The sequence below is a fragment of the Bradyrhizobium sp. MI1.3 genome (genome assembly GCF_055811695.1).
The window spans coordinates 65,782-82,459 of the sequence record NZ_JBVVPQ010000034.1 but is presented as its reverse complement, the minus strand read 5'-3'; the positions used below and the strand labels follow the sequence as shown (position 1 = coordinate 82,459).

At 61.7% G+C, this 16,678-nt stretch carries 32 protein-coding genes and 2 tRNA genes; 19 read left to right on the top strand and 15 right to left on the bottom strand.

Annotated features, from left to right (window positions below; all coding sequences use genetic code 11):
- Nucleotides 1-86: 86 nt before the first annotated feature.
- The 4 genes from AC0L3A_RS24030 to AC0L3A_RS24015 all read right to left on the bottom strand — a co-directional run bounded on the left by AC0L3A_RS24030 (nt 87) and on the right by AC0L3A_RS24015 (nt 2,479).
- Nucleotides 87-163 (bottom strand) — tRNA-Pro (locus AC0L3A_RS24030).
- Between the two features lie 126 nt (nt 164-289).
- Nucleotides 290-775, bottom strand: a complete 486-nt coding sequence (locus AC0L3A_RS24025) for a DUF192 domain-containing protein (RefSeq protein ID WP_007591354.1) — start codon at nt 773-775, stop codon at nt 290-292.
- A gap of 111 nt (nt 776-886) precedes the next feature.
- Complete coding sequence (locus AC0L3A_RS24020; protein WP_018457757.1) at nt 887-1,519, bottom strand: cold-shock protein; 633 nt, start codon at nt 1,517-1,519, stop codon at nt 887-889.
- A gap of 198 nt (nt 1,520-1,717) precedes the next feature.
- Nucleotides 1,718-2,479 carry an SIR2 family NAD-dependent protein deacylase gene (locus tag AC0L3A_RS24015; RefSeq protein ID WP_007591358.1) on the bottom strand — a complete coding sequence of 254 codons (762 nt, stop codon included), beginning with the start codon at nt 2,477-2,479 and terminating at the stop codon, nt 1,718-1,720.
- A gap of 305 nt (nt 2,480-2,784) precedes the next feature.
- Between AC0L3A_RS24015 and AC0L3A_RS24010 the strand changes: the two genes are divergently transcribed.
- Nucleotides 2,785-2,949, top strand: a complete 165-nt coding sequence (locus tag AC0L3A_RS24010) for a hypothetical protein (protein WP_015686271.1) — start codon at nt 2,785-2,787, stop codon at nt 2,947-2,949.
- 67 nt (nt 2,950-3,016) lie between these two features.
- On the opposite strand, the gene AC0L3A_RS24005 is transcribed toward AC0L3A_RS24010, so the two are convergent.
- Nucleotides 3,017-3,316, bottom strand: coding sequence for a hypothetical protein (locus AC0L3A_RS24005; protein ID WP_035992730.1), 300 nt, complete (start codon nt 3,314-3,316; stop codon nt 3,017-3,019).
- Between the two features lie 282 nt (nt 3,317-3,598).
- Here AC0L3A_RS24005 and AC0L3A_RS24000 point away from each other — a divergent pair, with 282 nt between their 5' ends.
- Both AC0L3A_RS24000 and AC0L3A_RS23995 read left to right on the top strand, forming a co-directional pair.
- Complete coding sequence (locus tag AC0L3A_RS24000) at nt 3,599-3,829, top strand: hypothetical protein (protein WP_007591360.1); 231 nt, start codon at nt 3,599-3,601, stop codon at nt 3,827-3,829.
- A 77-nt stretch (nt 3,830-3,906) separates the two neighbouring features.
- Complete coding sequence (locus tag AC0L3A_RS23995; RefSeq protein WP_007591362.1) at nt 3,907-4,032, top strand: hypothetical protein; 126 nt, start codon at nt 3,907-3,909, stop codon at nt 4,030-4,032.
- Here AC0L3A_RS23995 and AC0L3A_RS23990 read toward each other — a convergent pair.
- Nucleotides 4,029-4,226: a hypothetical protein gene (locus tag AC0L3A_RS23990; RefSeq protein WP_007591364.1), complete on the bottom strand. Its 198-nt coding sequence runs from the start codon at nt 4,224-4,226 to the stop codon at nt 4,029-4,031. The two genes, AC0L3A_RS23995 and AC0L3A_RS23990, sit on opposite strands and share 4 nt — an antisense overlap.
- 23 nt (nt 4,227-4,249) lie before the next feature.
- On the opposite strand from AC0L3A_RS23990, the gene AC0L3A_RS23985 reads away from it, so the two are divergent.
- Complete coding sequence (locus AC0L3A_RS23985) at nt 4,250-4,753, top strand: hypothetical protein (protein WP_219680221.1); 504 nt, start codon at nt 4,250-4,252, stop codon at nt 4,751-4,753.
- Between the two features lie 216 nt (nt 4,754-4,969).
- Here the strand turns inward: AC0L3A_RS23985 and AC0L3A_RS23980 are convergent, their stop codons facing one another.
- Nucleotides 4,970-5,122: a hypothetical protein gene (locus AC0L3A_RS23980; protein ID WP_219680224.1), complete on the bottom strand. Its 153-nt coding sequence runs from the start codon at nt 5,120-5,122 to the stop codon at nt 4,970-4,972.
- A 290-nt stretch (nt 5,123-5,412) separates the two neighbouring features.
- On the opposite strand from AC0L3A_RS23980, the gene AC0L3A_RS23975 reads away from it, so the two are divergent.
- On the top strand, nt 5,413-5,640 hold the full coding sequence (locus tag AC0L3A_RS23975; RefSeq protein ID WP_219680227.1) for a hypothetical protein: 228 nt from the start codon (nt 5,413-5,415) through the stop codon (nt 5,638-5,640).
- Nucleotides 5,641-5,869: 229 nt separating this feature from the next.
- Here AC0L3A_RS23975 and AC0L3A_RS23970 read toward each other — a convergent pair whose 3' ends face one another.
- A complete protein-coding gene (locus AC0L3A_RS23970) occupies nt 5,870-6,046 on the bottom strand; it encodes a DUF2934 domain-containing protein (protein WP_106943511.1) in 177 nt (58 codons plus the stop codon).
- A 147-nt stretch (nt 6,047-6,193) separates the two neighbouring features.
- Nucleotides 6,194-6,490, bottom strand: a complete 297-nt coding sequence (locus AC0L3A_RS23965; RefSeq protein WP_007591377.1) for an HU family DNA-binding protein — start codon at nt 6,488-6,490, stop codon at nt 6,194-6,196.
- A gap of 408 nt (nt 6,491-6,898) precedes the next feature.
- Here AC0L3A_RS23965 and AC0L3A_RS23960 point away from each other — a divergent pair, with 408 nt between their 5' ends.
- From AC0L3A_RS23960 to AC0L3A_RS23935, 6 genes are all read left to right on the top strand, one after another.
- Nucleotides 6,899-7,084, top strand: coding sequence for a hypothetical protein (locus AC0L3A_RS23960; protein WP_007591378.1), 186 nt, complete (start codon nt 6,899-6,901; stop codon nt 7,082-7,084).
- A 245-nt stretch (nt 7,085-7,329) separates the two neighbouring features.
- Nucleotides 7,330-7,632, top strand: coding sequence for a hypothetical protein (locus AC0L3A_RS23955; protein ID WP_219680230.1), 303 nt, complete (start codon nt 7,330-7,332; stop codon nt 7,630-7,632).
- A gap of 176 nt (nt 7,633-7,808) precedes the next feature.
- Nucleotides 7,809-8,081: a hypothetical protein gene (locus tag AC0L3A_RS23950; protein WP_007591383.1), complete on the top strand. Its 273-nt coding sequence runs from the start codon at nt 7,809-7,811 to the stop codon at nt 8,079-8,081.
- A gap of 186 nt (nt 8,082-8,267) precedes the next feature.
- Complete coding sequence (locus AC0L3A_RS23945; RefSeq protein ID WP_007591393.1) at nt 8,268-8,444, top strand: hypothetical protein; 177 nt, start codon at nt 8,268-8,270, stop codon at nt 8,442-8,444.
- Between the two features lie 498 nt (nt 8,445-8,942).
- Complete coding sequence (locus AC0L3A_RS23940; protein WP_311985791.1) at nt 8,943-9,965, top strand: acyltransferase family protein; 1,023 nt, start codon at nt 8,943-8,945, stop codon at nt 9,963-9,965.
- Nucleotides 9,966-10,097: 132 nt separating this feature from the next.
- A complete protein-coding gene (locus tag AC0L3A_RS23935; RefSeq protein WP_219680320.1) occupies nt 10,098-10,289 on the top strand; it encodes a DUF3072 domain-containing protein in 192 nt (63 codons plus the stop codon).
- A gap of 27 nt (nt 10,290-10,316) precedes the next feature.
- On the opposite strand, the gene AC0L3A_RS23930 is transcribed toward AC0L3A_RS23935, so the two are convergent.
- From AC0L3A_RS23930 to AC0L3A_RS23920, 3 genes are all read right to left on the bottom strand, one after another.
- On the bottom strand, nt 10,317-10,586 hold the full coding sequence (locus tag AC0L3A_RS23930; RefSeq protein ID WP_219680235.1) for a hypothetical protein: 270 nt from the start codon (nt 10,584-10,586) through the stop codon (nt 10,317-10,319).
- A 5-nt stretch (nt 10,587-10,591) separates the two neighbouring features.
- Nucleotides 10,592-10,834: a hypothetical protein gene (locus AC0L3A_RS23925; protein ID WP_245285858.1), complete on the bottom strand. Its 243-nt coding sequence runs from the start codon at nt 10,832-10,834 to the stop codon at nt 10,592-10,594.
- Between the two features lie 116 nt (nt 10,835-10,950).
- On the bottom strand, nt 10,951-11,190 hold the full coding sequence (locus AC0L3A_RS23920) for a hypothetical protein (protein ID WP_007591404.1): 240 nt from the start codon (nt 11,188-11,190) through the stop codon (nt 10,951-10,953).
- A 180-nt stretch (nt 11,191-11,370) separates the two neighbouring features.
- Here AC0L3A_RS23920 and AC0L3A_RS23915 point away from each other — a divergent pair, with 180 nt between their 5' ends.
- From AC0L3A_RS23915 to AC0L3A_RS23895, 5 genes are all read left to right on the top strand, one after another.
- On the top strand, nt 11,371-11,625 hold the full coding sequence (locus tag AC0L3A_RS23915) for a hypothetical protein (RefSeq protein WP_007591405.1): 255 nt from the start codon (nt 11,371-11,373) through the stop codon (nt 11,623-11,625).
- Between the two features lie 280 nt (nt 11,626-11,905).
- The gene (locus tag AC0L3A_RS23910; RefSeq protein ID WP_007591406.1) at nt 11,906-12,304 is read left to right on the top strand and encodes a VOC family protein; all 399 of its coding nucleotides are present in this window, start codon (nt 11,906-11,908) and stop codon (nt 12,302-12,304) included.
- Nucleotides 12,305-12,528: 224 nt separating this feature from the next.
- Nucleotides 12,529-12,981, top strand: coding sequence for a VOC family protein (locus tag AC0L3A_RS23905; protein WP_219680237.1), 453 nt, complete (start codon nt 12,529-12,531; stop codon nt 12,979-12,981).
- A complete protein-coding gene (locus AC0L3A_RS23900) occupies nt 12,948-13,130 on the top strand; it encodes a hypothetical protein (RefSeq protein ID WP_157158543.1) in 183 nt (60 codons plus the stop codon). Before AC0L3A_RS23905 ends, AC0L3A_RS23900 begins: the two co-directional genes overlap by 34 nt.
- 239 nt (nt 13,131-13,369) lie before the next feature.
- A complete protein-coding gene (locus AC0L3A_RS23895) occupies nt 13,370-14,008 on the top strand; it encodes a glutathione S-transferase family protein (RefSeq protein ID WP_007591409.1) in 639 nt (212 codons plus the stop codon).
- Nucleotides 14,009-14,116: 108 nt separating this feature from the next.
- Here the strand turns inward: AC0L3A_RS23895 and AC0L3A_RS23890 are convergent, their stop codons facing one another.
- From AC0L3A_RS23890 to AC0L3A_RS23880, 3 genes are read right to left on the bottom strand one after another with little or no spacing between them, the layout of a single operon-like run.
- The gene (locus AC0L3A_RS23890) at nt 14,117-14,284 is read right to left on the bottom strand and encodes a hypothetical protein (RefSeq protein ID WP_007591410.1); all 168 of its coding nucleotides are present in this window, start codon (nt 14,282-14,284) and stop codon (nt 14,117-14,119) included.
- 5 nt (nt 14,285-14,289) lie between these two features.
- A complete protein-coding gene (locus AC0L3A_RS23885; protein WP_007591413.1) occupies nt 14,290-14,535 on the bottom strand; it encodes a hypothetical protein in 246 nt (81 codons plus the stop codon).
- Between the two features lie 48 nt (nt 14,536-14,583).
- A complete protein-coding gene (locus AC0L3A_RS23880) occupies nt 14,584-14,838 on the bottom strand; it encodes a PilZ domain-containing protein (RefSeq protein WP_007610106.1) in 255 nt (84 codons plus the stop codon).
- A 225-nt stretch (nt 14,839-15,063) separates the two neighbouring features.
- Between AC0L3A_RS23880 and AC0L3A_RS23875 the strand changes: the two genes are divergently transcribed.
- The 3 genes from AC0L3A_RS23875 to AC0L3A_RS23865 all read left to right on the top strand — a co-directional run bounded on the left by AC0L3A_RS23875 (nt 15,064) and on the right by AC0L3A_RS23865 (nt 16,674).
- Nucleotides 15,064-15,138, top strand: a tRNA-Glu gene (locus AC0L3A_RS23875).
- A gap of 103 nt (nt 15,139-15,241) precedes the next feature.
- A complete protein-coding gene (locus AC0L3A_RS23870; protein ID WP_219680240.1) occupies nt 15,242-15,883 on the top strand; it encodes a hypothetical protein in 642 nt (213 codons plus the stop codon).
- A gap of 164 nt (nt 15,884-16,047) precedes the next feature.
- Nucleotides 16,048-16,674 carry a pilus assembly protein PilZ gene (locus tag AC0L3A_RS23865; protein ID WP_007591418.1) on the top strand — a complete coding sequence of 209 codons (627 nt, stop codon included), beginning with the start codon at nt 16,048-16,050 and terminating at the stop codon, nt 16,672-16,674.
- Nucleotides 16,675-16,678 lie beyond the last annotated feature (4 nt).

Here is a 16,678-nt window from a genome sequence, read left to right as displayed (position 1 = left end):
CCTCGACAACCCGTTCGGCACGAGGTTGTCACCCATGTCTTAGGTACGACCTGTTACCTATGTCTCCGGTCTGGACAAGGGTTAATTGGTCGGGGCAGCTGGATTCGAACCAACGACCTGCAGTACCCAAAACTGCCGCGCTACCAGGCTGCGCTATACCCCGAATGTCCGGCGAGCCCCGTCGATACACGCTTCCCAAAGCGCCAGCAAGCCTTCCAACGGCACCAGCAAGCTTCCCAAAAGACCTCAGGACGGGGGCAATAGCCTTGCCAATAGCCCCTTGACCCGCCTACTTGCTGCCGAACAGCGGGTGGCCGACGCGGTCGCCGGCGCGGATGCCATATTTCTGCGCCGTCCCTGCCACCACCTCCAGAACAGCCCGCGCGGGCCCCCTGGATGAGATGATTTTTGTCGACATCGGCTCGGTATTTTCGGCGATGCGCAGGATTCGGCCGTCGGCGCGAATGAAGATCATGTCGAGCGAGACATAGGTGTTCTTCATCCACATCGACACCTCTTGCTCGGGATTGAAGTCGAACAGCATGCCTTTGCCGTCCGCCAGTTCCTTGCGGTACATCAGGCCGGTCTGCTTCTCCTCCTCGGTCGTCGCGATCTCGACCGAGAACACCTGCACGCCGTTTTTGGTGACGATCTCGAGCGGCTGGAAACTGGCGGCGCGGACGGGGGCGCTCGCGACGGCACAGCCGGCGATGACGAGGATGGCGGCGAGCCAGCCCTTCGCAACGGCGAAGACGGCCTTTCGATCGAAATTCATGGATGGCTCTCGAGGCGTGGGACTGGACCAGTCCTTACGTGGCGATCGCCGGAAAAGCCAGAGGCGCGCCGGTCAGCCAGCGCGCCTCTGCTCACGATCGCGGGAATAGAATTAGTGGGACGAGACCGGCGATCCCGTCTCGGGATGGATCTCTGCCGCCATCATGCCCTTGGAGCCGGGCCCGAAGCGGACCAGCACATACTGGCCGGGCCGCAACTCGGTCATGCCGAAGCGGCGCAGCGTCTCCATGTGCACGAAGATGTCGGGCGTGCCCTCGCCGCAGGTCAGGAAGCCGAAACCGCGCAGCCGGTTGAACCATTTGACCTGGGCTCGCTCCAGCCCGCTGGTCGCCGTCACCGTGACATGGGTGCGCGGCGGCAGCATCTGCGCCGGATGGATCGCAGTCGACTCGTCCATCGAGACGACGCGGAACGCCTGGTAGCCCTTGGCCCGCTGGATGCACTCGACGACGATGCGGGCGCCCTCGTAGGCGGTCTGGAAGCCATCGCGCCTAAGCACGGTAACGTGCAGGAGCACGTCGGGCCAGCCATTGTCGGGAACGATGAAGCCGTAGCCCTTTGAGGCGTCGAACCATTTGATGACGCCGTGAACCTCGACGAGGTTGGCGCTGCTCTCACCAAGTCCGGTGAATGGACTGAGAGCGCTGTCGCGACCGCCACCGCCGTGTTCACCCACCGCGGGAACTCCGACCTTCTTGGACTCAAATCCGTCGGACGACCCCATAACCCCGGACCCCACACATGCCATGCAACCCGCCTGAATGGCGGCGCCGAATCACGCGTCTTTAGAGAATCTTCTCAACTCGACGCGACGCGAATCTTTCGACTCAAAAGATAACACTCCCGGTTGCGACGCATAGACAAAAAAGAGATTCGCCGGAACCTATGAACAGCTTGCACAGCCGCGAATCAAATTGCTGCCTCAATTACCGACAAAGGGCCCGAGCGTTTCGCCGATGTCGTGGCGGATCACGAGATCGGCGACGTCGTCCTGCTCGGTGGACTCGCGATTGATGATTACCAGGCGTGCACCTGCTTCCTTCGCCATCATCGGAAAGCCCGCGGCCGGCCATACCACCAGCGAGGAACCGATCGCGATGAAGAGGTCGCAGTCTTGCGACAGCGCGGTGGCGCGCTGCATTTCATCCTCGGGCATCGTCTGGCCGAAGGAGATCGTGGCGGTCTTCACCGGCTCGTCGCACACGGGACAGTTGGGCGCGGCGCCCTCCTCGTCGAAGCGGCGCTTCACCCAATCAAGCGGATAGGCCTGCCCGCATCCGATGCAGCGCGCATACGTGGTGTTGCCGTGAAGTTCGATGACGTGGTCGCTCGCGACGCCGGAGGCCTGGTGCAGATTGTCGATGTTCTGGGTGATGATCGCGGGAACCTTGCCGGCGCGGTAGAGTGAGGCGAGCGCGCGATGGCCGCGGCCGGGCCTGGCCGCCGCAAAGACCTCCTCCATCGCGAAGCGCCGGCGCCAGGATTCGTCGCGCGCCTCTTGGCTGGCGACGAACTCGTCGAACGGGATCGGGCGGTTGCGCGTCCAAATTCCGCCCGGCGAGCGGAAGTCGGGGATGCCGCATTCGGTCGAGATGCCGGCGCCGGTGAACGGCACGATCCGTTTGGCTTCGGCGATCATGTCGCCGAGACGCTCGACGCCGCTGCGAAGATCCGATGCAATCAACGCGGCCTCCCGTTTTGCTTTGCCGATTGGTTTGGCCGATTGGTTCTGCTGATCGGTTGGTGATTTGTTTTTGCGCTAGCTGCAACATGCGCAAGCGACAAGATTATTGACGCTGTTATCCACTGCCGCGCAAGGCACGGTCGGCAATTTTTTCCGACCCTCGCTTATCACAATCCTGCAATGCCTCCTCCCCACTGACGCCCCAATCAGAAGCGCCAATGCATGTGTTGACGCGACTCAACGTGATTGCGGCGGCAGTGCTTGAGTTCAGTAGGACACATACTCACGTGCAGAGGGGATTTGACATGACCGAGGACGAACAACGCAAAATCCGCGAACGCGAAGAGATCGCCGCCCGTGTCGCCGCCTTCCGTGCCACGCAGGAAAAATTCAAGCGCGAACGTGAAGAGTATTTCGTGTCGACGCTCGACAACGCGCGCAAGGTGGAACGGCCCTCGCTCTGGCCGTAACGACACCAGATCACCGAGCATGAAAAAAGCCCGGAGCATTGCTCCGGGCTTTTCATTTGTTCAGGCGTTACCAGTGACGGTAATAATGGTGGCGGCGGTAGTACGGTCCATCGCCGTAATAGGCGTACGGACCGGGGCCGTAAGCATAGGCCGGGCCGCCATAGTAGCCATAACCCGGGCCGTAGCCGTAGCCATAGCCGTAAGGATGCGACGCGGCGACGGCGCCCGCGGTGATGGCGCCGGCGGCGAGGCCGAATGCGAGGCCCGGACCGATACCGCGGCCGCGCGCCTCGGCGGGCGCAGGCGCCGCAACCGCGGTCAGGCCGACGGCTGCAACGGTAGCCAGAACTGCCAGTGTCTTCCTCATCATGAATCTCCTCCTTCGTATCTCGGATGGACAACGCCGGCGCGTTGCGATGGTTGCGCGCAAGCTTGTGGAACCGAGCTCGGAATAAATCCGGCCACGCATGGAACAGGCGCGCGTTCCGCGAATTGTTTGTGCAAGTGCGGATGCCTCTGCCATCCGGTTGAGGCAACAGCACGAAGACCCCGTCAGCATCACCAATGCTGGCGGGGTTTTCAGTTTCACGGACAGCAAATTGGCAACGCAGCCCAATTGCTGCCAGCGGGGAGCGCCTAGGAGGCTAAAGTGCCGATATCCACGCTGCTGGCCCGTATCCGGAGGCTCGTTCCCAAATCCGGCGATCAGCATTACGACGAGATCGTCCGCAGTTTCGGTGTCGGCACGCTGCGCCCGCCATCGACGCCGATGAGCGACGGCGAACTGGCGCGGGCTATTGCCGAGTTCCTTAAGGAGCAGCCGTCGAGCGAGTCCGTAGGCGTCCTCGGCCGGCGGCTCGACCCCACCACCCCGCTTTGAGGCGCGGCGCCTTCTTGTCCGGGAACATGCGCTTCGCGCGCACGTTGGCGTAGCCTTCAGGGAGAAAAGAGGCCGACATGCCCGTTTGGCTCGAAGTCCTGCTCAACCTGTCCGGCTATGCCGGCTTCGTGGCGCTCGCCTCGCGGGGCACCGCCTGCCCAGGCAATTGCGCCGACCATCAGATCTCCGGCGAGGACCGTTAATTCGTGTGCGGTGGCTGGCCCGCCGTGCGCATCAGCCTGTCGGCTTTGACCGCGACACGCGTCTCCTCGAGCTGTGGCCGCAGCGAGACGCTGATCACCACGAAAGCCAGACAGAACAGCGTGCCGACGATGGCAACGCGCCGATAGGTGTGGCGGTCGCCCTGATAAAAGCTCGGTTCTGAAAAAGGTGTCATGAATTCGTTCTTGGCAAAATTGCTTGTTGGCAAAGTCGTTTCCAGACGTCGCCAGACACACCTATCCCAAGCAGCGGCAAGCGCAATGCGATCGCGCTTTTAACCTAACCGAATACGGTTATCGGCTTCGCGGCAAGCTTCCGTTAGGAGTGCGCGAAGCGTCTCCAGAAGTCGGCGAGCCGCCTCAAGCCCGCGCGAAAGCCGAGGCTGCGGAGCTTCTGGCGATCCGCCATCCGGCTTTGTTCCAGCTTCGCCCGCCTTTCGTTCTCGAAGAGCGAATCGGAATCGCAGAAATCGACGCGAAGCAAATCTTAACATTTCGTTTGCACACAAACGAGCGCAGTCGCCAACGATCGCGCACTCACATCGCGTCTTGGGATTTCGACCGCGGCGACACCTGCGGCACCGACGGCCTGCCTTTGCGCAAGCGCGGATGCCGATCATACCAAAACACTTTCGCGATCTCGGCGAACATCTCAAGAAACCAGCACGCATCCATGTCGCGTCTCCTTCGCCTGATCTCGTAGCGAGGACACGCGGGAGGGACCGTGCGAAGCATCACGCTGGCTTGGTTTGGAAGCGCGTGTCCCGCATCGACACAGAAGGCACGGCTTGTTCTGCATCCGACTCCATTTCGTTCGCAAGGAACGAATCGGAGTCGAGAAATCAGCGCAAAACGATTCCTAACGATCGGTGAAGGTGGGGGAAGATGGCCCGTTATCATCAACGTAGTGCGACGCTCATCACGCCGCTCGCTTCGCCGTGCCCTTCCCCGACAGATCTTTCTCCGAAAAGCATTCGAGGATCTGGATGCGGAGTTCTTCCGCGGCCGGGCCGTCGAGTTTCCTGAGTTGATTCCAGAGCCTGATCACTTCGCGTTGTTTCTCGACAGTCATGGGCACCTCCAAATCAATGTCGCTGCCAAAAGGGATGCCCCACTAGAACAAAATAAGAACAAAAAGTCCAGCCCCTCCCCGCAAAATTCGCCGGCCACATCGCCTCAGGCTTCCGCGCGCCGCCGCGGTTGCTTTTTGGGTTTTCAACCTTAAGTGCGAGAACGCGGCCGGCGGCCAGGCGCTGAAATCCCATCGTCGCCAGCCAAGAAGACCCCATGCGAAAGCGCGGGGTTTTTCTTTTGGGGAACGCGCCATCGCCCTCCCCGTTAGTCATTCCGGAGCGAGGGACCGTGACCAGAAAATTCTACGCCGTCGAGGTGGTGCGTCAGATCGAGGAGACCGTGGAGATCATGGTCGAAGCGCCGGACCGGACCGCCGCACATGATGCAGCGCTCGCGCACCTGAAGGCGCGCGGCTCCGAATATCAGTGGCTCAATCCCAAATGCGATCTCGTCGTCTGGCGCGAGCGCAAGGTCGATACGCCGGCGATCATCGACGTGTCCGTGTCGCCGGACTAGCGGCCGGAACGAATTTTCCCGTCTCACGTTATCAAGCCGAATTCAGTGGTGCTGGCGGCACGTCGCGACGCGGGCGGCCAGCTTGAAGAACCCCGGTCCCTAAGCCCGGGGTTTTTCTTTAAGGCGGTCGCCATCCAAGCGGTGGCCCGAACAGCAAAGCAGCCACCCGGGCGTTACGCCGGGTGGCTGCTTTGAGAACTGTCGACGCTCGCCTCTTAGACCATCGCAGTCAGACCGGCAGATTGTCGGTCATCCCAGGCGGCACTTCGCCTTGCTTGGTCCGCTCGGCGAGAAGCTCCTTTTCGGCCTCGTACCAGAAGGTGTCCATCGTGCCCGCAGGCTCGCCGGCCTCTTTCCAGAGGTGATAGGCCCGATTTCGAATCTCTACTTCGCTGAGACCAGTCATGTGATTTCTCCCTCTCGGAAGCAAAGCCTGACGATCGCCCAGAGTTCCTTATTGGTTCAGCACAAGCAAGCAGTCATTGCAGCACTCCGCGGCAGCACTCCGCAAAAAGGAGCCGCCGCAACGAAAATGCGAACCCTTAGCGAGCCCTTAGACGGAGTCCTTGGCCACCTTCAGCGGCGAGGCCTTCACCGACTTGCTCGCCGGTTTCGCCGCGAACTGCATCGGCTCCTTGGTGAAGGGATTGACGCCCATGCGGGCTTCTGTCGCCGGCTTGTTCACCACCGACATCTTCACGAAGCCGGGAATGACGAACTCGCCGGACTCGTTGAGCTCCTTGTAGCCAACGGTCGCCATGTACTCGATGACCGACTTCACGTCGTTCTTCGACAGCTGCGTGCCCTCGGCAATTGCATCAATCAACTGAGTCTTGGTCATCTTCGCCATGTCTGAATTTCCTTCTGTGCGCGCGAGCAGGCTTTGCTCAGGACGCGGTCCAACCGCGCAACGCGCTTCTGATTCATGCCAACTTTCATGAAGTGACGGGGCTTAGAACCCATCGACGCCCAAAACGCAAGCAGGGGTTCTGCGGGGGGCCGGACGCCGTGGGAACGATGCCGCAGCCTTCGCCGTTTTCGCGTTGAACCATTTTCTCCCGGAGGCGTCTAACTCTTTGAAGTCCCCAAGCTTCACCCCCATCGGAGAGCCCCGCTTCCCCCAGGCGGGGCTTTCGCCTTTTCGGGGACCTGGCCGCGCAAAGCCGATCAGGCTGGCCCCCGAGGTCTGCGCCCGGGCCACACCGGTGACCGTCACAAGGCAGGTTCTCTTTTCCGGCCATCTCCTGCATAATGCGGCATGGCAAAAACAAAAGTGACCTTCAAAACCGTCCGCATTGCAGACAACGACTGGAAAATCCTGGCGGATTACCCGGACAGCGAACAGCGCGAAATCAAGGGCTTCACCAGCAAGGCAGACGCCGACGACTGGATCAACGGCGACCGCAAGATCGCGTGGCTCCGCTCCCAGGGATACGCCAAGTAAAGCGCGCATAAGTCACGCGTGTATCGCGTGACGCCCGTATGGGTACGAGGCGCGCTTCGTCCCTCCCCGCTCCAGATGTCCTTCCCGTGCCGGCGCATCGCCGAGCAGGCGGCAACGCCCGCGCGTCTATCGGCCTGACGGGGGCGCCTGGTCGATAAACCTGTGGCTGGGCATAGGCCGTTGAGACTTCAGTAACCTAACGCCTCCAAGCTCCTCTCAGTATCGTTGCGTTGGAGTACCCCACAGTGTTGGATTTTAACGAGCTGCGTGAACTCGCGGCCGATGTTCGCGTGTTCGTCGAAATTGCCGAAGACAAGGCCGAAGCGCTTCGGGCCGTCATCACGGCTTATGACGTGGTGCTCGCGATCTTCCCGTCCGGAGAGGGCATGGGCCTCCACGTCATCAAGGGCGGCGAGATCCTGGACCGGATTGCAAACTCACGAACCCATGCGAGCTACAGCCACACGGCCATTGCGGTTCCCGACCTGGAGCATGCGGAAGTGCTCAAGCACCTGACGGGCCCGACCGACCAGCGGCTTGCGGCGTAGGGCGTTTTCAAGTTCGCGCGAAGAAAACGCGTCACAACAATCCGGAGCGGTTCTGAGTCAATCAGAACCGAAAGTACCCTCGTTGCAGACGAGAATTTTTGCACTCCGGAACACCTTGTTTTAGGAACACGGTTTCTGCGCTCCCGTTGGCCCACACAACCAACCAGGAGTTTGAGATGAAGAAGCTCGTCATTGCGACCGCCGCCCTCGGCCTCATGTGCGGCTCCGCCTTTGCGCAGAACCAGACCGGCCCCGCCGCGCAGACCGACAACATGCAGAAGCCCGGTATGACCAACACGGACAAGGGCACGATGAGGAGCGGCACCACCGGCATGAGCCATGACGGCATGGGCAAGGGCGGAATGGTGAGGCCCGACGCCTCCGGCCAAGGCGGCTCCGGCCCCGGCAGCGACCAGGGCGGCACCAGGACCCGCAGCAACATGAAGTAAGCCGGTTTCCTGTACGGCTTGCTTCCCGGCCGCGTCGCTTCCCACAAGGCGGCGCGGCCATTTCATGACCCATCATGACGCGGATCTTTTTGGAACCTGTCGCCAATGCACGCCTCACAATCGTGCGCGCACCGGAACGGTCAGGTCTCGCCGCGAGTTGCCCCATCTCCAGCAAGGGAGATCGTCATGAGCGTTGAAGGTAAAGTGAAGGAAGGCGCCGGATTCATCAAAGAAGAGATGAACGAACACGGCAAATCCCGCGAGAGCCAGAAGAAGGCCCAGGAAGGTCGCGACTTGCGCAACGAAGGCCGGATCGAAGACGGCAAGCCGCCAAAGACGACCAAGCCCGGCACCGGTCACTAGGGCGTCTCGCGCGAAGCGAATATCGGTCGCGATAATTCTCTGGCCAGATTTTCGAGAACCGCCTCCGGCAATCGGGGGCGGTTTTTCGATTCACGCGCCGTCGCGTGCGGGACTCTCGCACATGAAGAAACATGTGGCTGGAAGCTCGACTGCGGCCATCCTTCGAGACGCCCGCCTGCGGCGGGCCCTCAGGATGAGGAATGAGTAGGCGGCAGCACTTCAACGGAGACGGATGCAGCTGAGCCTCATCCTGTGGGGGCCGCGAAGCGGTCGTCTCGAAGGATGAGGCGCTTGCTCAGGCGCCGCTGAGAAGCACCCGCATAGCAGGGCAACGCCGTCAATGGTCGTGCCTTCGATGACAGGCTCAGCAAAATGTATCCGCCTTGAGATGCATGTCTCATCGCCAGCGCATCCAGCAGCCATTCTATCGCATCAGCGCAACTGTTCCTTAATGGGTTTCTCGCCTAGATTGCGTATCAATAAACGTGGCGGGGCTTGGTGCGGATCTTCGCGGGTATACAGGCGATGCGCGGGGTCGCTGCGCTGTCGGTGGTCTGCGGACACGCAATCAGTGCGCGACCCGATAGGGTCGGCCCCGAGCTCGCCGAGGGCGCGCTGACGATTCTCGCGAGCGGCGTCGACATCTTCTTCGTGATCTCCGGCTTCATCATCGCGACCACGGCGACGGCACAACACAACCCGCTGGATTTCGCTTTCAGACGGGCCCTCCGAATTTTTCCGCTCTATTGGCTGGTGTTGCTGGCGGCGTTTATCAGCTCTTCCTGGATCGCGCTGGCGCCGGGCGACCGCCCCGCTCTCGACCTCGGAACCATCTTCGCATGGACATATCCGAATTGGTACCTCGGGCCGGCGTGGTCGCTGGCTTTCGAACTGCACTTCTATGTCGCCGTCGCGGTCGTCTTGGCGATCAAGCCGGACCGGCTGTTCGAGATCTTGTTCGCTGGATTCGGCCTGGTCATTCTTGCTCTCGTCTTCGGCCTTGAGTTCGGGATCTACTTTCATCCGCTGGTGCTGGAATTCGGTGCCGGCGTTGTCATCGCCTATCTCCAGAGAAGCGGACGATTGCGCTTTTCGCGCCACTTCCCAGCCGTTTCCGCGGGCCTGTTCGTGGCCGGCTGGTACTGGATTTTCGTGCACGGCGCGATCGACGCGCAGTTCGCGCGCGTCCTGACCTATGGCGTAGGTGCGGGATTGCTGATCCATGCTGTGATCGCTGTCGAGACCGAAGGACGATCCTTCTCACCGATCCTGCAATGGCTCGGCAAGATTTCGTACGCGCTGTATATCGTCCATTATCTGGTGGTGAAATGGATCGCCAGCTTTGACGGACTGTGGCGTCTGTCGATCGTCGGGACAATCATCGCCGGCATCCTGCTCTCCATCGGTCTCGCCGCCGCCTTGCATGTCGCGGTTGAGGCACCGATCCTCGATTGGGGGCGCAAGGCAAGTCGCAAGATAGGTCTCATGCGCAGACGCCGATCGCTGCCGGCCGTTCCGTGATCATCTCCCGACGCTGAATCGGGGCAAGTGCGGCCCTTGCTGCGTCATGGGTCAGCCACGAACAAATAAGGAACAAAAGGCGTCAGCCGGCATTGAACCTGAAAAGGAGAGATCGCCGTGACTGACAACAAGATGGCGGACAACACCCAAAAGGATCCGAAGGATTGGGTCTCCGGCGACGACCCGATGACCGGTGCCCAGGAATCTTACCTCAAGACCCTCGCCGAGCAGGCCCACAAGGAGCTGCCCAAGAAGGATCTGACCAAGGCAGAGGCCTCAGAGCTAATCGATACGATGCGGCAGAAGGCCGGGCTCGAGAAGTAGATATCTGGCATCACCGTCATTGTCAGGTCACTTCGGCGAACCGCGAATTGCCAGCTTGACGACCGTGAGGACGACGAAGGCGGGCGCCCCGTAAACGATGGCATTCACGGCCCAAGTGATGGCGATGCCCAGGAAAACGGAACTGCCGACAGCTCCCCAGAAAAGATAAGCTGCGGATATGCCCGGCATCTCCCATGCCATCACAGCGATGGAGTAGTCGGTGAGCTGCTCCATGACGAGCAGCACCGTCGAGACGGGCGCCCCGATTGCCAGTGCGGGGATGAGAACGGATTTCATTGTCTTCAAAGGCCCAACAGCCCCATCAGTATCGGAATCATAAAAAAGGCTGCCAGGCCGAGGAGGCCTCCTACGGCAACCTTCACCCAACGCCGTTGGATTTTCGGCTCGAGCCATGTCGCCAGTTTGACCCAGAGCGCATACGCCCATCCAGCAACAATCGAGCGGATAAGTGCGAACAGAAGCTCGCCTAGAATATTGGCCATGGCGGTTAGTCGCGTCATCTCCGCGAGGAGTTCATCTGCCAACGGCTAAACAAGCCTGTCCACCCGTGAGTGAGGTGGCCAAATTCCGCGGTTTTGGATCACCGTTCTGAGGGCCCGGTTAGCGCTGTGGAGGTGCTTCGCGTGAAGGGGCTCGTCTTCTAGCGCTTGATCTTCTGCGCACTCCCGCTCTTGCACATAGCAAGACTATTCCAGCGGCGCGCAGAGGCATCGGCACCGTCACCGTTGAAACCGCCCTTCGCTTCCTCGGCTTTGCAGCAGGCTTGCGAGAAGCCAGCCTGCAGGCAGAGCGTCATGCTGCCCGCAGCCTTTGCCGTGTCCGGAGCCGCACACCACGGCGCCACGAGTGAAGCAACCAAAAGTGCCGTTCTAAAACGCATCAATATCTCCCGGGAGCTTGCAATTGAGTCCCCCTTCGGTCGACCGGCGCGACGCCCCGACCTCCAGCGACCTGAAGAGTCTCCAACGATCGACTATCTGGAAAGTTGAGCGTTCTGACAACAGCGCCTTGTAGCTTTGTTTACGGCGGCTATTGTACAGGCGCTTCATTGGGAGATTTCATGAAAACAATTATCGCTGTTTCCGCATTGCTGCTGTCAACAATCGGCGCCCACGCCGCCTCGAACAGCACCCCTCATGCGCTCGATTGCATGGCAAAGAACGGCTTCACGCGTGACATGTGGGTTGCGAAGCGAGCCGGGACCAACGCCCAGGTTCAGTCCTACATCGCCTGCCGCGACGGCATCTCGGTTGAGAAGGCCAGAGCTGTCGGTAAGAAGGACGGCAACTTCGATACCTGGACGCCCAAGCGTTGAGTCATCACGGGGCCCGTCTTCCTTGGAGGCTGGGCTTAGGCCTCGAACGAACTGGCGCGCTGCCCATGTGACTCTAAAATTGCGGTGACGGTGCAGTCCAGCCCTTTCACCGGGATCATCGTGTCTCACTTGAGGCGCAGTCCAGCATTGCCATCGCAATTCATGCCCGTAGTTCGCGCGCTCGGCACGGCATCGTGACTGCTGACATCAGGGTGGCAGCAGCGGTGTGCGACGAGCCCCGCGATGCCGCTCAAATCTGCGGTCAACCAAAGGACATGCCATGAAGTTCGCCTCCACTCGCCTGATCGCCTCCGACATCAACATCATGGTCTCGTTCTATGAAATGGTCACCGGAGTTTCCGCCGAATGGCTCGCGCCGGTGTTCGCCAAGATCGTAACGCCGGGCGCCAACCTGGCAATCGGCGCTGCCGAGACGGTCGCGCTCTGGCAAGAAAACAGTGCCGAGCCCGGCGCAAACCGCACCGCCGTGATCGAGTTTCAGGTTGAAGACATCGATGCGGAGTATGAGCGCCTGAAAGACAAGGTCACCCTGGTTCATGAGCTGAAAACGATGCCATGGGGCAACAAGACGTTCCAGTTTCGTGACCCCGAAGGCACCGCAGTATCGCTCTTCATGCCGCCGATCGAGCAGGCCGGAAAGCGCCTCGCGGCGCAATAGGCCGCGGCAGCAGACCGGCCCGCATACGTTGCCGGTGGCGCGTGTGCGGCACTGGATTTGCGGTGAAAGTGCATTGAAGTCGCCGGCTGATTTGCTTCATCAGCGGGCTTCACCCTCACGCACACGTGCACCCACCCTTTGCCCCTCCCCCCAATTTCCTGCTATCTCCTTCTCCGCCGTCTCGGCCCAAAGCAAAACCCCATCCGTTCAAGGGAGCAACAACCATGCGATACCTCCACACCATGCTGCGCGTGCGCAATCTCGATGTCGCGCTGAAGTTTTACCAGGATGCGTTGGGGCTCAAGGAGGTGCGGCGGATCGAGAACGACAAGGGGCGTTTCACGCTGGTGTTCCTGTGCTCGTCGGACGATCTCGAGGCGCTCAAGAAGCAGCCATCGAGCCGCGGCGCGCCGCTGGTCGAGCTCACCTGGAATTGGGACGAGGAAAAATATGGCGAGGATCGCTTCTTCGGCCATCTCGCCTATGAGGTCGACGACATCTACGCGACCTGCGAGAAGCTGATGAAGGCGGGCGTCACTATCAACCGCCCGCCGCGCGACGGCAACATGGCCTTCGTCCGCTCGCCGGATCTGCACTCGATCGAGCTGTTGCAGAAGGGCGACCCGAAGCCGCCGCAGGAGCCGTGGTCGTCGATGCCGAACACCGGCCATTGGTAGGCTCGCCGCTGGAACAAGCCCGTGCCAGCAGCGTTCTCTCTTCGACAATGCAATTGGAGGAGGACGCGATGGGACGCGGAATTTTGTTGTGGATGCTGGGTGTGCCGATCCCGGTGATCATCTTGCTATGGCTGTTCTTCGGCCGCTGATCGCCTGACCAACTTGACCCTGCACGAAAGCTCCGCCTCAGGCGGAGCTTTTTGCATGCGGACCTTTTGCATGAGAGGATCGGCGCAATCGCGCGTCGCTCGCCGCAGTGGATTCCGCTATCACCCGCGCTTGTCGGGTGGAGCGCACGCGTCGTCCGGGACTGACGCTGCCGAAGCACCCCGGATTGCGCTTCGTTCCATCCGGGCTACGACACCAAGAAAAGCTTGGGGAGGATGATGTGCCGGACCAAAAGCTGACGATCTGGGGCCGCGCCAATTCGGTCAACGTGCAGAAGGTGCTGTGGTGCCTCGCCGAGCTCGGCCTGGCTTACGAGCGCATCGACGCCGGCATGGCCTTCGGCAAGACCCGCGAGGCCGACTATCTCGCGATGAACCCCAATGCGCGGATCCCGACGCTGGTCGAGGGCGACTTCACGCTGTGGGAATCCAATTCGATCATGCGCTATCTCTGCCTCGCGCACGGGCGCGGCACGCAAATCTATCCCGAGGCGCCGAAGCTGCGCGCCAGCGTCGACCGCTGGCTCGACTGGACGCTGTCGATGGTGCAGCCGGTCGACCGCCCGGTGTTCTGGGGCCTCGTGCGCACGCCGCCCGCCGAGCGCGACATGATCCAGCTGCAGAAGGATGCGGATGCCGCCGCCGAGGTCTGGGCCATCGCCGACCGTCTGCTCTCCACGCGTCCGTTCATGGACGGCGATGCGTTCACCCTCGCCGACATTGCGATCGGCGCCTATGCGCGGCGCTGGCTCGGCGTCGAGGGCATCACCCGGCCCGCGCAGCCGCATCTGACGCGCTGGCTCGCCGAGCTCGGCAAACGGCCCGGTTTTGCGCAATTTGTGGCACCGCCGATGTCGTGAGCGGTGATGCGGCCTAAACTCCGTTGAGAGCACGATGAATCCGCACTTCGCCGCGCGCCGCCGGGAGGTGGCGGCTACTGTGCATGGGGTTGTTTTCGCGTTTTTTGTTTAAGGCCAGCCGCGCTCGAACAGCAGCACGCAGAAAATCAGCACGAGCGTGACGGCCGCGGTGGCGAGCCGCGCGGTCCAGCTCAGGCCGCGGCCGACCCACCACAGCAGCGCGCAATACATCACGAACGGGACGATGATCTCGGGCCGCATGATGTCCGGCGGCATCGACGTCAGCGCCTGACCGTGGTCTCGATGCTGATCGAGCCGCCGATCTTGACGCAGGTGCCGGTGCTCTCGACCAGATGGAAGCCGCGGCCATAGGCGGCGCAAGAGCCCGCTTTCGCGCTCCCGCCGGCACCCTTCAGCGGCAAGTCCTTGCCGGCCTGTGGGCGCTCCGCAGGCGGGAGACGCAAGGCTTCCGCCGCGGCCGCGGACGTCGTCAGCAACGAGATCAGGATGAGGAGCGGCGCACGCATGCGGGCCGTTCTAGCCCGGACCGGCGCCGCGCGCCATCGGGGGTCGCTTCAGATGAACTTGATGCCGGCCGATTTGCCGCGGCGCCACACCACCTGGCAGCTCCGCCCGGTCCGCGCATCGCGTGCGAATGCCATCCGGATCACGCCCGGGAGCTGGCTCGCATCCTCGTCCAGCGTGATCTTGGCGCCCGTGGCGGAGATGTCCTGGACCAGGCATTGCCGCGCCGCGAACCCGCCCTCGAGCGTGATCCAGGCATGCTGCGACAGCGACTTGCGGGCTGCGCGCTTCTTGGGCGGTGGCATCGGCTTAAATTCTCCCCGTCCAGCGCTAGCTCAGGGAACCTAAGAAACCGTTGAATTTGCCCCGACTGATCCTGGGGCGGGAGGCTATCCACCGGTGCCAAAAGACCGTTCCCGAACGGCTTGCCCAGGGCGCCAAAGGCCATTATAGGTTCGCCCGCTGCAGCCGCCGGGCATGACTCGGGCGGCCAGCGGCCGTGCCGCGAAAAGCGGCGGGGCCCTGGGTTTGCTCCCTTCGTCTATCGGTTAGGACGCCACCCTTTCACGGTGGAGAGAGCGGTTCGATTCCGCTAGGGAGCGCCATCATCCGGACGTTTGGATGACGCGGCGAAATCTGCCGCCCTCGCAATGAACCTCCTTCCCCCTCGCCTCCGACCAATGTCCAGACGGAACCAGATGCAGGCCCATGGCGCAGCATAAATCTCCCTCGGACGACCAGGCCGGGATTGCCTCGCCGGCGCCGCCGCCATGGATCCACCGGACGGCAGCCTACGCGCCGGAACGGCGCGCCAGAATGCTGGAGCACATGGCGCGCGCCAGATCGCTGTCTCGGGCCACGGCTGCGCCGTCGCCTACGGCCGGCACGAACATTCTCGCTGACGCCTACGGCTACGCCGTGCTGTTCGGCATCATCGCACTCCTGTTTCAGTCGCGCGTTCCGCTCTACCTCGGCGCCTTCCTCTTCTTCAGCGATGGCGAGCGCATCGAACTCGCTCTTGGAAAGATCGGCATCCGTATCGAGCCCGGCACGATCGGGCCCGAAATCATCAAGGGCTTCGTATCCCTGTTCGGATGGTTCGCGCTGCTGGCATCGCTGAAAGCGTCCGTTCCCGCGTCGCTCTCGACATGGATGCTTCCGGATACATCGTGGTCCTTCCTCGCCGGAATCGCTCTTTTGTTCGCCATCGTCGAAGCAGTCGCAACGCGCGCGATGCAGCATTCATTGCCGTGGTTCGGATTTGAGAGAAGACCGAGCAGCGTGGCCTGCGCGACGATCAAGCTCGTCATGGCCCTTGGCGTGCTGGCCCTGCTGGTGCTGCTCGGATGACGCGATCGTGAGGTCACGGGACTGATAATCGCGGCGCTATGCCGCCTGTCTCGACCGGCGCATTTACCAAAAATTTACCCCTGCTCGTGAGCGCCGGTATCATTTGCTTAGAATTTGATTGCTACCGTGGAACTACGGAACCCTCCGAACCACGATTGGCGCCCATGTCCGTCGCAGAATTCCTCAGACAGCGTGCCGTGCAAGTCACCGTGAGTGGCAGCTACTCGCTGCCGCGTTGGTACGATTGCGAGGGCAAGCTCCGGACCTTCGCCTGCCGCACCAGCCGCGTCTCGCCGTTCCGCATGATGGTCGACGTTCCCGTGGTCGGCAAAGTCGGCGAGCGCGTGACCTCCTACTTCCAGGACTTTGGCGAATTCCAGTGCACCATCAGCGCGACGCTGAAATCGGGCTTCCTGATGGAGCTCGACATGACGCGGGCCCGGCGCGCCTGGATGTCGGAAAAGCTGACCTGGCTCGAGAAGAAGCAAAAGGACGCCAGTGTCCAGGAGCTGCGGAATGACGCGCGCTTCGTTCCGCAGGTCGCGCACACCTTCCTGACGCTCGCCGACGGCAACACCCATGCCTGCTTCATCATCGACGTCTCCACGGCCGGTGTCGCCATATCCTGCGAATACGATCCGCCAGTGGGAACTCCGCTTGCGGTCGGCGCTTGTGTCGGGCGCGTGATCCGCAAATTCGAAAACGGCTTTGCTGTCAAATTCGCGGAAAAGCAGTCGCGGGACGACGTCGTCCGGCTGATCGTCCGCTCGCCCATGCTGCAATCGGCCTGAACCG

Bases quoted from the DNA above. Each gene is read 5' to 3' on its own strand.
- AC0L3A_RS24005 (WP_035992730.1), bottom strand. From the start codon at position 3,316: ATGAGGAAGACACTGGCAGTTCTGGCTACCGTTGCAGCCGTCGGCCTG.
- AC0L3A_RS23960 (WP_007591378.1), top strand. From the start codon at position 6,899: ATGGCAAAAACAAAAGTGACCTTCAAAACCGTCCGCATTGCAGACAAC.
- AC0L3A_RS23945 (WP_007591393.1), top strand. From the start codon at position 8,268: ATGAGCGTTGAAGGTAAAGTGAAGGAAGGCGCCGGATTCATCAAAGAA.
- AC0L3A_RS23910 (WP_007591406.1), top strand. From the start codon at position 11,906: ATGAAGTTCGCCTCCACTCGCCTGATCGCCTCCGACATCAACATCATG.
- AC0L3A_RS23920 (WP_007591404.1), bottom strand. From the start codon at position 11,190: ATGCGTTTTAGAACGGCACTTTTGGTTGCTTCACTCGTGGCGCCGTGG.
- AC0L3A_RS23970 (WP_106943511.1), bottom strand. From the start codon at position 6,046: ATGACTGGTCTCAGCGAAGTAGAGATTCGAAATCGGGCCTATCACCTC.
- AC0L3A_RS23915 (WP_007591405.1), top strand. From the start codon at position 11,371: ATGAAAACAATTATCGCTGTTTCCGCATTGCTGCTGTCAACAATCGGC.
- AC0L3A_RS23880 (WP_007610106.1), bottom strand. From the start codon at position 14,838: ATGCCACCGCCCAAGAAGCGCGCAGCCCGCAAGTCGCTGTCGCAGCAT.
- AC0L3A_RS23980 (WP_219680224.1), bottom strand. From the start codon at position 5,122: ATGACTGTCGAGAAACAACGCGAAGTGATCAGGCTCTGGAATCAACTC.
- AC0L3A_RS23995 (WP_007591362.1), top strand. From the start codon at position 3,907: ATGCCCGTTTGGCTCGAAGTCCTGCTCAACCTGTCCGGCTATGCCGGC.
- AC0L3A_RS23885 (WP_007591413.1), bottom strand. From the start codon at position 14,535: ATGCGTGCGCCGCTCCTCATCCTGATCTCGTTGCTGACGACGTCCGCG.
- AC0L3A_RS23965 (WP_007591377.1), bottom strand. From the start codon at position 6,490: ATGGCGAAGATGACCAAGACTCAGTTGATTGATGCAATTGCCGAGGGC.
- AC0L3A_RS23870 (WP_219680240.1), top strand. From the start codon at position 15,242: ATGGCGCAGCATAAATCTCCCTCGGACGACCAGGCCGGGATTGCCTCG.
- AC0L3A_RS24025 (WP_007591354.1), bottom strand. From the start codon at position 775: ATGAATTTCGATCGAAAGGCCGTCTTCGCCGTTGCGAAGGGCTGGCTC.
- AC0L3A_RS23890 (WP_007591410.1), bottom strand. From the start codon at position 14,284: ATGCCGCCGGACATCATGCGGCCCGAGATCATCGTCCCGTTCGTGATG.
- AC0L3A_RS23950 (WP_007591383.1), top strand. From the start codon at position 7,809: ATGAAGAAGCTCGTCATTGCGACCGCCGCCCTCGGCCTCATGTGCGGC.
- AC0L3A_RS24020 (WP_018457757.1), bottom strand. From the start codon at position 1,519: ATGGGGTCGTCCGACGGATTTGAGTCCAAGAAGGTCGGAGTTCCCGCG.
- AC0L3A_RS23930 (WP_219680235.1), bottom strand. From the start codon at position 10,586: ATGAAATCCGTTCTCATCCCCGCACTGGCAATCGGGGCGCCCGTCTCG.
- AC0L3A_RS23865 (WP_007591418.1), top strand. From the start codon at position 16,048: ATGTCCGTCGCAGAATTCCTCAGACAGCGTGCCGTGCAAGTCACCGTG.
- AC0L3A_RS24010 (WP_015686271.1), top strand. From the start codon at position 2,785: ATGACCGAGGACGAACAACGCAAAATCCGCGAACGCGAAGAGATCGCC.
- AC0L3A_RS23935 (WP_219680320.1), top strand. From the start codon at position 10,098: ATGGCGGACAACACCCAAAAGGATCCGAAGGATTGGGTCTCCGGCGAC.
- AC0L3A_RS23905 (WP_219680237.1), top strand. From the start codon at position 12,529: ATGCGATACCTCCACACCATGCTGCGCGTGCGCAATCTCGATGTCGCG.
- AC0L3A_RS23990 (WP_007591364.1), bottom strand. From the start codon at position 4,226: ATGACACCTTTTTCAGAACCGAGCTTTTATCAGGGCGACCGCCACACC.